This window comes from Nonomuraea longispora, assembly GCF_004348345.1.
In the GTDB taxonomy this organism is placed as follows: domain Bacteria; phylum Actinomycetota; class Actinomycetes; order Streptosporangiales; family Streptosporangiaceae; genus Nonomuraea; species Nonomuraea longispora.
Map to the genome: position 1 here is coordinate 1 of NZ_SMJZ01000306.1, position 7,223 is coordinate 7,223.

The 7,223-nt window shown below is 71.0% G+C and carries 9 protein-coding genes; all 9 read right to left on the reverse strand.

The annotated features are described in order from the left end of the window. The coding region (locus E1267_RS41480) for a thiamine pyrophosphate-binding protein (RefSeq protein WP_246064663.1) at window positions 1–484 on the reverse strand (484 nt) is incomplete at its 3' end. Beyond that, window positions 481–1,242 (reverse strand): cyclase family protein, encoded by a 762-nt coding sequence (locus E1267_RS41485; RefSeq protein ID WP_132341446.1) that lies wholly within the window; start codon window positions 1,240–1,242, stop codon window positions 481–483. The genes E1267_RS41480 and E1267_RS41485, both read right to left, overlap by 4 nt. Before the next feature lie 66 nt (window positions 1,243–1,308). After that, the gene (locus tag E1267_RS41490) at window positions 1,309–2,121 is read right to left on the reverse strand and encodes a carbohydrate ABC transporter permease (protein WP_132341448.1); all 813 of its coding nucleotides are present in this window, start codon (window positions 2,119–2,121) and stop codon (window positions 1,309–1,311) included. Beyond that, window positions 2,118–3,014: a carbohydrate ABC transporter permease gene (locus E1267_RS41495; RefSeq protein WP_132341450.1), complete on the reverse strand. Its 897-nt coding sequence runs from the start codon at window positions 3,012–3,014 to the stop codon at window positions 2,118–2,120. The genes E1267_RS41490 and E1267_RS41495 overlap by 4 nt, the downstream gene beginning before the upstream one ends. After that, window positions 3,011–4,285, reverse strand: a complete 1,275-nt coding sequence (locus E1267_RS41500) for an ABC transporter substrate-binding protein (protein ID WP_132341452.1) — start codon at window positions 4,283–4,285, stop codon at window positions 3,011–3,013. The genes E1267_RS41495 and E1267_RS41500 overlap by 4 nt, the downstream gene beginning before the upstream one ends. Beyond that, window positions 4,282–5,571, reverse strand: coding sequence for an alpha-glucosidase/alpha-galactosidase (gene melA, locus E1267_RS41505; protein WP_132341454.1), 1,290 nt, complete (start codon window positions 5,569–5,571; stop codon window positions 4,282–4,284). Before melA ends, E1267_RS41500 begins: the two co-directional genes overlap by 4 nt. Next, on the reverse strand, window positions 5,568–6,521 hold the full coding sequence (locus E1267_RS41510; RefSeq protein ID WP_132341455.1) for a carbohydrate kinase family protein: 954 nt from the start codon (window positions 6,519–6,521) through the stop codon (window positions 5,568–5,570). The genes melA and E1267_RS41510 overlap by 4 nt, the downstream gene beginning before the upstream one ends. After that, entirely contained in the window at window positions 6,511–6,717 is a 207-nt protein-coding gene (locus E1267_RS41515) for an endo alpha-1,4 polygalactosaminidase (protein ID WP_165960094.1), read from the reverse strand. The genes E1267_RS41510 and E1267_RS41515 overlap by 11 nt, the downstream gene beginning before the upstream one ends. Window positions 6,718–6,926: 209 nt before the next feature. Then, window positions 6,927–7,223: Rv1352/Rv1906c domain-containing protein (locus E1267_RS45105; protein ID WP_484213950.1), on the reverse strand; the 297-nt coding region annotated here is incomplete at its 5' end.

The following is a 7,223-nucleotide window of genomic DNA, read 5'->3' on the forward strand; positions in this document are numbered from 1 at the left end:
GGTGGGCGGCGGCCTGGACGGGGAGGGGCAGGTTCAGCAGGACCGTGCGCCGCTCCCCCACCGCCACCCGGAAGGCCTCGGCGACCTGGGCCACCGCGTCGCGCGCCGAGGTGACCCGCATCGGCACCGCACCCACCGCCGTGGCGAGCGCCTCCTGGTCGATGTGGAAGTTGGAGCGCACGTCGGTGGCCTCCCCGGCGAGCACGATGAGCGGCGTGCGGCTCTTGGCCGCCTCGGCGATGCCGGTCGTCGCGTTCGTCAGGCCGGGCCCCTGGTGCACGGACACCACCGCGACGCGCCCGCTCATCCGCGCGTACGCGTCGGCCATGGTGGCGGCCCCGCCCTCGTGGCGGGCGGCGACGAAACGCACGCCGTGGGCCACGAGGGCGTTGGTGACGTGGAAGTTGCCGCTGCCGACCACCCCGAAGGCGGTCTCGACCCCGCAGGCGGCCAGGGCCCGGCCCACGGCCTCGGCGACGGTCAACGTTCCACCAGGGCGAGCACGCGCACCGGGCTGCCGGAGCCGCCCACGATGGGCAGCGGCGGTGCGAGGACCACGGCTCCGGTCGCGGGCAGGCGGTCGAGGTTGCGCAGCTGGGTGAGGCCGTATTTGCCGGCGCCGAGCAGGAAGGAGTGGCAGGGGAAGGGCGGGGTGAAGGAGTGGGCGGCGCCGGCGTCGGTGCCGACGGTCTCGACGCCGAGGCCCGCGATGGGCGTCTCGGCGGCCAGCCACTCGGCGCACTCCACGGAGATGCCGGGCGTGTGGGAGCCGTTCAGGAAGTCGTCCTGGTCGCCGGAGCGGGTGTCCCAGCCGGTGCGGTAGAGCAGCCAGCCGCCGTCGGGCAGCGGGCCGTTGGCGCGCTCCCACTCCTTGACGTGGTCGATGCCCAGCAGGAAGTCGGGATCCTTGGCCGCCTCGGCGGCGAAGTCGAGCACGACGGCGGGCGCGATCAGGCTGCGCGGCGGCACCTGCGAGACGTCCTCGCCGTCGCGCCCGGTGACCCAGTGCACGGGCGCGTCGAAATGCGTGCCGGTGTGCTCGCCGGTGTGGATGTCGTTCCAGTACCAGGCGGGGCCGCGGTCGTCGTAGTTGCTGATCTCCTCGAGGGAGAAGCGGATGGTGTTGCTGAACGGCTCGGGCAACTGGAGGATCGGCGTCTCGGACGACAGGGGCGCTGTGAGGTCGACCACCTCGATCGCGCCGCCGCGCACACTGTCGACAAGGCTCTTCAACACCGACATGACTTCCTCCTTGGTGGGCTGTGCGCATCCTCCTACGCACGCCCTACCAGTGCAAACCTCCCTTGATCAGCCTTTGAGACCGCTGAAGCTCATGGTGGCCACGAAGTGGCGCTGCGCCAGTACGAAGGCGGCCACCAGCGGCAGCACGGCGACGACGTTGCCGGCCATGAGGGCCGACCATTCGGTGTGCCGGGCCCCGGAGAACGTGGCCAGGCCGAGCTGCAGCGTGTAGCTGTCCTCCGAGGAGATGGCGATGAGGGGCCACAGCAGGTCGTTCCAGGCGCCGAGCAGCGTGAACACGACGAGGGTGGCCAGCGCGGGCCGGGCCAGCGGCAGCACCACCCGGAAGAACACGCCGAGCCGGGAGCAGCCGTCGATGGTCGCGGCCTCCTCCAGTTCCTTGGGCAGCGACAGGAAGAACTGCCGCATGAGGAACACGCCGAACGCCGACGCCAGCCACGGGACGATGGCCGCGCCGAGGGTGTCGATGAGGCCCATGTTCTTGAACAGCAGGAACGTGGGGATCATCAGCACCTGCGTCGGCACCATGATGGTCGCCATGAGCGCGCCGAAGGTGAGCCCGCGACCGCGGAAGCTGAGCCTCGCGAAGCCGTAGCCGGCCAGCGAGCAGAGCACCACGTGCCCGGCGACGGCCGCCACGGCCACGATCACCGTGTTGGCCAGCCACAGCGGATAGTCGTCCTCGGTGAAGATGCGGGCGAACCCGGCCGTGGTGAAGTGCTCCGGCCAGAGCTTGGGCGGGTAGGTGTTGATGTCGCTGTCCGGCATGAAGGCGGTCAGCACCATCCAGACCAGCGGCGCCACGAACAGCAGCGCGGCCGGCATGAGGAACAGGTGGGCGAGGTGGCGCCGTCTCATCGTGCACTCCTCCACAGGACGGCGCCCGAGATCGCGAGCGTCACGAGGAACAGGACGTAGGCGATGGCCGTGCCGTAGCCGGAGTGGAACAGCTGGAAGGCCTGCCGGTAGAGGTAGAACACGATCGTCGTGGTGGAGTCGAGCGGCTGGCCCTTCGTCGTGGTGTAGACGAGGTCGAACAACTGCAGCGCGGTGATCGTCTGCCAGATCAGCAGGAAGACGGTCGCCGGCCGCAGTTGCGGCAGCACGACGTGGCGCAGCACGTGCCTGCCCACGCCGCCGTCGACCCTGGCCGCCTCGACCAGTTCGCGCGGGATGTCCTGGAGTGCGGCGAGGTAGACCACGGCGGGCATCCCGACGCCGCCCCAGATCGAGATCACGACGAGCGTGAGCATGGCCTGTCCCGGGTCCTGCAGGAAGCCCGTCGCGGGCAGCCCGAGGGCCTTCAGCCCGGCGTTGACGATGCCGAAGTCGGGGTCGAACACGAAGTTCGCGAGGATGCCGGTGGCGGCGGCCGAGACGACGTACGGGACGAAGAAGCAGGTGCGGTAGAAGCCGATGAGCCGGATCTTCAGGTTCAGCGCCAGCGCGAGCGCGAGCCCGAGCACCACCGAGCCGGGCACGAACAGCACCGTGTAGAGCGCCGTGTGCCCGGCCGCCGCGGCCAACTCGGTGTCGCCGAGCATGTCGCGGTAGTTCTGCAGGCCGACGTACTCGCCGCCGGTGAGCAGGTCGCCGTCCCGCAGCGAGAGCAGCAGCGCCCACACCGCGGGGAACAGGCTCAACCCGACGATCACCAGCGTGGCGGGCAGGACGAAGCCCCACCCGGTCAGGTCGGGCAGCAGGCGGCGCGCCCGGCGCCGCCCGCTCACCTGCGCGGCGAACACCGTCATCGGGCCCGCCCGAGCACCGTGTCGGCCTCGGTGGCGGCCATGGCCAGCGCCTCCTGCGGGGGCGTGCCGCCGACGAGAGCCTCGCTGATCGCGTTGCCGACCTTCTCGGAGAACTCCGGGTACACGGGCACGTGCGGCCTGGCCTGCTTGGCGTTGTCGAGGTTAGCGGTGAACACGTCCATGTCGGGGATGTCCTTGATGAACTTCTCGTACGCCGGCAGCTCGGTCGTGGCCTTGCGGATCGGCAGGTTCCCCAGGCCGAGCGTCCACCGGGCGTCCTGCTCGGGGCGGGTGAGCCAGGTGAGGAAGTCGGCGGATGCCTTCGCCCTGCGCGAGCCGTTGTCGAAGACGACCCAGTTGTCCGGCCCGGCGATGGTCTCGTGGTTGCCGTTGTAGCCGGGCAGCACCTGCACGCCGTAGTCGACCTTGTGGTCGATGATGTCGAGCAGCGCCCACGGGCCGGCGATGATCATGCCGACCTTGCCGCTCTGGAACAGCGGCAGGAACTTCTCGCCGTTCTGGTCGAGGTAGACGGACTTGTCCTGGCGGGCCATGGCGCTCCACAGACCGAGCGCCTGCGCCGCCTGCGGGGTGTTGAACGCCGACTTCTTGCCGTCGGGCGTCACGATGGCGCCGCCCTGCTGCCAGATCATCGGCCAGAACCGCCAGACGGTGTCCTCGGTGCCGGTGACGGGGTAGGCGGTGCCGTACACGCCGTCCTTGGTCAGCTGCTTGGCCGCCGTCCGGAAGTCGTCCCAGGTCCAGTCCTTGCCCGGGTAGTCGAGGCCGGCCGCGTCGAACAACTTCTTGTTGTAGATGACGCCCAGGTTGTCGACCACGGCGGGCACGCCGACGACCTTGCCGTTCACCTCCGACACGGCCCGCTCCGACGGCCAGAAGTCGTCCCAGCCGAACTCCGGCGCCTTCACGGTGGCGGTCAGGTCGTACACCTTGGGATTCCTGGCCAGATGCGGCATCCAGGTGCCGTACATGTAGGCGATGTCCGGCGCCTTGCCTCCGGCCAGCACCGCCTGGACCTTCTGCAGCATGTCGTCCACGTTCGTGGTGCCGACCGCGGGGGTGATCTTCACGTCCGGGTGGGACTTGTTGTAGTCGGCCGCCAGTTCCTCGATGACCTTGGCCTGGGTCTCGACCTGGCCGTGCCACCAGGTGAGCTCGACCGGCCCGCCGGCCTCGTCCGAGGAGGACGAGCCGCAGCCGGCCAGCAGTCCCGTGACGAGGAGCAGCGCCGCCGCGCCGTGAACCTTCATGACCGCCTCCTGAGCGATGCGGGGAGCAGCTCGCCGTGGGCCTCGAAGAGCGCCTCGCACAGAGCGTCGATCCGCTCGACGGTGAGGCTGGCGGCCGTGTTCGGGTCGGCCATCATGGCGTGCCGCACGTGGTCGCGGCGGCCCTCGGTGACGGCGCGCACGGTGAGCTCGTTGACGTTGACGTAGGCGCGGTTGAGCGCCGCGCACTGGGCGGGCAGGTCGCCGACCGCGAGGGGCCGCACGCCGAGCGCGTCGGCGACGCACGGCACCTCGACCACGCAGTCCGCCGGCAGGTTGCCGACCAGGCCCCTGTTCTGGACGTTGCCGTAGACGGTACGGGTGGTTCCGGTGGCGATGCTGTGGATGATCTGCGGGGCGTATTCCATGGTCCCCTCCACGGTGATCGGCCGGCCCGCTCTGAGCGCGTCGCGGGTGGCCTCGTACTGGCGTACGTTCTCCTCGCTGATGCCGACGTAGGCGCCGACGGGGATGCGCAGGCGCTCGATCTCGGCCTCGTCGTGCAGGTACCAGGGAACGTACTCGGCCGAGTGCTCGCTGGTCTCCGTCGGGTAGTGGCCGAGCCTGCGGTACATGTCGACGCGGACGCGGCGCAGCAGGCCGGGGTCGCGGGCGATGGCCTCGTCCAGCCGCGGGTACAGGTCCTCGCCGCCCGACTCGAACCGCAACATCCACGACTGGTGGTTGACGCCCGCCGCGAGGTAGGACACCTCCTCGTACGGCACCCCCACGAGTTCGGCCAGGTCGTGGGCCGTCCAGTAGATGGAGTGGCACAGCCCCACCACGTTGCGCACGGGGGTGGCGGCGGCCAGGTACCACACGTTCATGGCCATCGGGTTGGTGTAGTTGAGCAGCCACGCGTCGGGACAGACCTCCGCCATGGCCTGGCCGATCCGCTCCAGCGCGGGGAAGGTGCGCAGGGCGCGGAAGATGCCGCCCACGCCGATGGTGTCGGCGATGGTCTGGCGCAGGCCGTGGCGGGCGGGCACCTCGAAGTCGACGCGGGTGGCGTCGATCATGCCGACCTGGATCATGTTGATCGCGAAGTCGGCGCCTTCGAGCGCCTCCCGCAGGCCGAGGTGGGCGGTGATCTTGACGGGGCGGCCGGCGGCGATGACGCGGGCGGCGGCCTCGGCGGTGTCGAGCCGCTCGGGGTGGATGTCGTGCAGCGCCACCTCGAACTCCCCCAGGTCGGGGAAGGCGACCAGGTCCGCCAGCAGGCCCTGGGTGAACTCGACGCTGCCTGCGCCGAGGAAGACGATCTTCATAGCTCTTTCCACGTGGGTTGGGCGGCGGTGCCCCCGGCCGCCTGGGTCGAGAGGGAGCCGCAGGTCACGGCCACCCGCAGGCATTCGGGCAGGCTCATCCCGCGCAGGCGGGCGGCGAGGAACCCGGCGTCGAAGCTGTCGCCGGCGCCGACGGTGTCGACCGGCTCCACGGGCACGGCGGGTGCCCGGGTCAGGCTCCCCCGCTCCCATGCCAGCGCTCCGTCGCCACCGTTCTTGACGACCACGACGGGCCCGAGCGCGCCCAGCCGCGCCGCGGCGGCCTCGACGCCCTCAGGGTGCCCGCCCGGCGGTCCGGCGGCTGCGGCGGACGAGCCGGGAGGCTGCGGCAGGCGGGCGGCGACGGACAGGGCCTCGGCGGCGTTGGGCAGGAAGACGTCCACCTCGCCCAGCACGCCGGCGACGCCGTCCCACGCGCCGGCCGGGTCGTCGTTGGTGTCCAGGGACGTGGTGGCGCCGGCCCGCCGCTCCCCCTCCAGGAAGCCGGGTAGACCGGCCGCCAGCGCGGGTTGGAGGAAATAGGACGACACGTGCACATGCCTGGCCAGGCCGCGCGGGACGTCGGCCACGGTCAGGTCCGGCAGGCAGCCGGGGGAGGTGAGGATGGCCCGGTCCGCCCCGTCGGCCAGGACGACGGTCATGGCGGTCGGCCGGGGACCGACCACGCAGTGGGAGACGTCCACCCCGCGCCCGGCCATGACGTCGAGGACGAAGCGCCCGGCCGCGTCGTCGCCCACGCGGCCGGCGAACGCGGTGCGCAGGCCCAGCCTGGCCGCTCCGCACGCGGTGATGGCGCCGGATCCGCCGAGGACCAGGTCGCCGCCGGAGACGAGTTGCTCGCGCTGGCCGTACGCCAGACCGCGCGGCGCCCCGGAGAGCACCACGTCGGGGTTGGCGTCACCCACGACCAGCAGGTCGAAGTCACGCGCCACGGCAGGGTACGCGGTAGGCGCCGAGCTCGTACGTCTTCTTCAGCGCGTTGAAGTTCTGAGCGTTGGACCGGGGGCAGAAGGCGGAGGGCTCCAGGTTGTACTCGACCTGGAACACCGCCTTGCCCGCCTTGACGAACCGGTCGTAGCCGTAGTCGCCGTTCTGGGCGGTGGTGGACATCAGGGCGGGAAAACGCATGGACACTCCTCGCGAACGACACAGTTCGGGACAAGTGGCGATGCGCGCTGTTCCGCACTCTCCACTGCGTGTCCGGGCCAGGGACACCGGAGTGGCGTGGCCCATAACCGTAGGGCGTCACGCCAGCACGCTCAGGCATACCTCCCTTCCATTGCCCGCCAGAATTGCGCGTTTCTGCTCTGTTGTCCAGACTTTGACGCATAAAAGCGTCATGAAGCGGCCCACTCCGCGCACCCGCCGGTCTGGAACGCCTTGTCCGTGGCCTCGATGGTGACCGTGGCGGCGCCCGCCGGCATGCCGGTCGCGATCACGTCGCCGTCCGTGCTCCTCAGACGGGCCCAGTAACACCTGCTGAACCCGCCCGCCGGACCGGACGTCCGGTAGGTGCCGGGCTGGATGTCCCTGCCCACGACGAGCGTCCGCAGGGAGGCGGGGTTGCCGGTCGGCGCGGTGCTCACGCCGCCGCCCTGCGCGGGCCCGCTCTGCTCCGGCCCAGGCTGGGAGGC

What these genes read in the sequence shown, in the direction of transcription:
- E1267_RS41485 (WP_132341446.1), bottom strand. Translation starts at nt 1,242, where the DNA reads ATGTCGGTGTTGAAGAGCCTTGTCGACAGTGTGCGCGGCGGCGCGATC.
- E1267_RS41490 (WP_132341448.1), bottom strand. Translation starts at nt 2,121, where the DNA reads ATGAGACGGCGCCACCTCGCCCACCTGTTCCTCATGCCGGCCGCGCTG.
- E1267_RS41495 (WP_132341450.1), bottom strand. Translation starts at nt 3,014, where the DNA reads ATGACGGTGTTCGCCGCGCAGGTGAGCGGGCGGCGCCGGGCGCGCCGC.
- E1267_RS41500 (WP_132341452.1), bottom strand. Translation starts at nt 4,285, where the DNA reads ATGAAGGTTCACGGCGCGGCGGCGCTGCTCCTCGTCACGGGACTGCTG.
- melA (WP_132341454.1), bottom strand. Translation starts at nt 5,571, where the DNA reads ATGAAGATCGTCTTCCTCGGCGCAGGCAGCGTCGAGTTCACCCAGGGC.
- E1267_RS41515 (WP_165960094.1), bottom strand. Translation starts at nt 6,717, where the DNA reads ATGCGTTTTCCCGCCCTGATGTCCACCACCGCCCAGAACGGCGACTAC.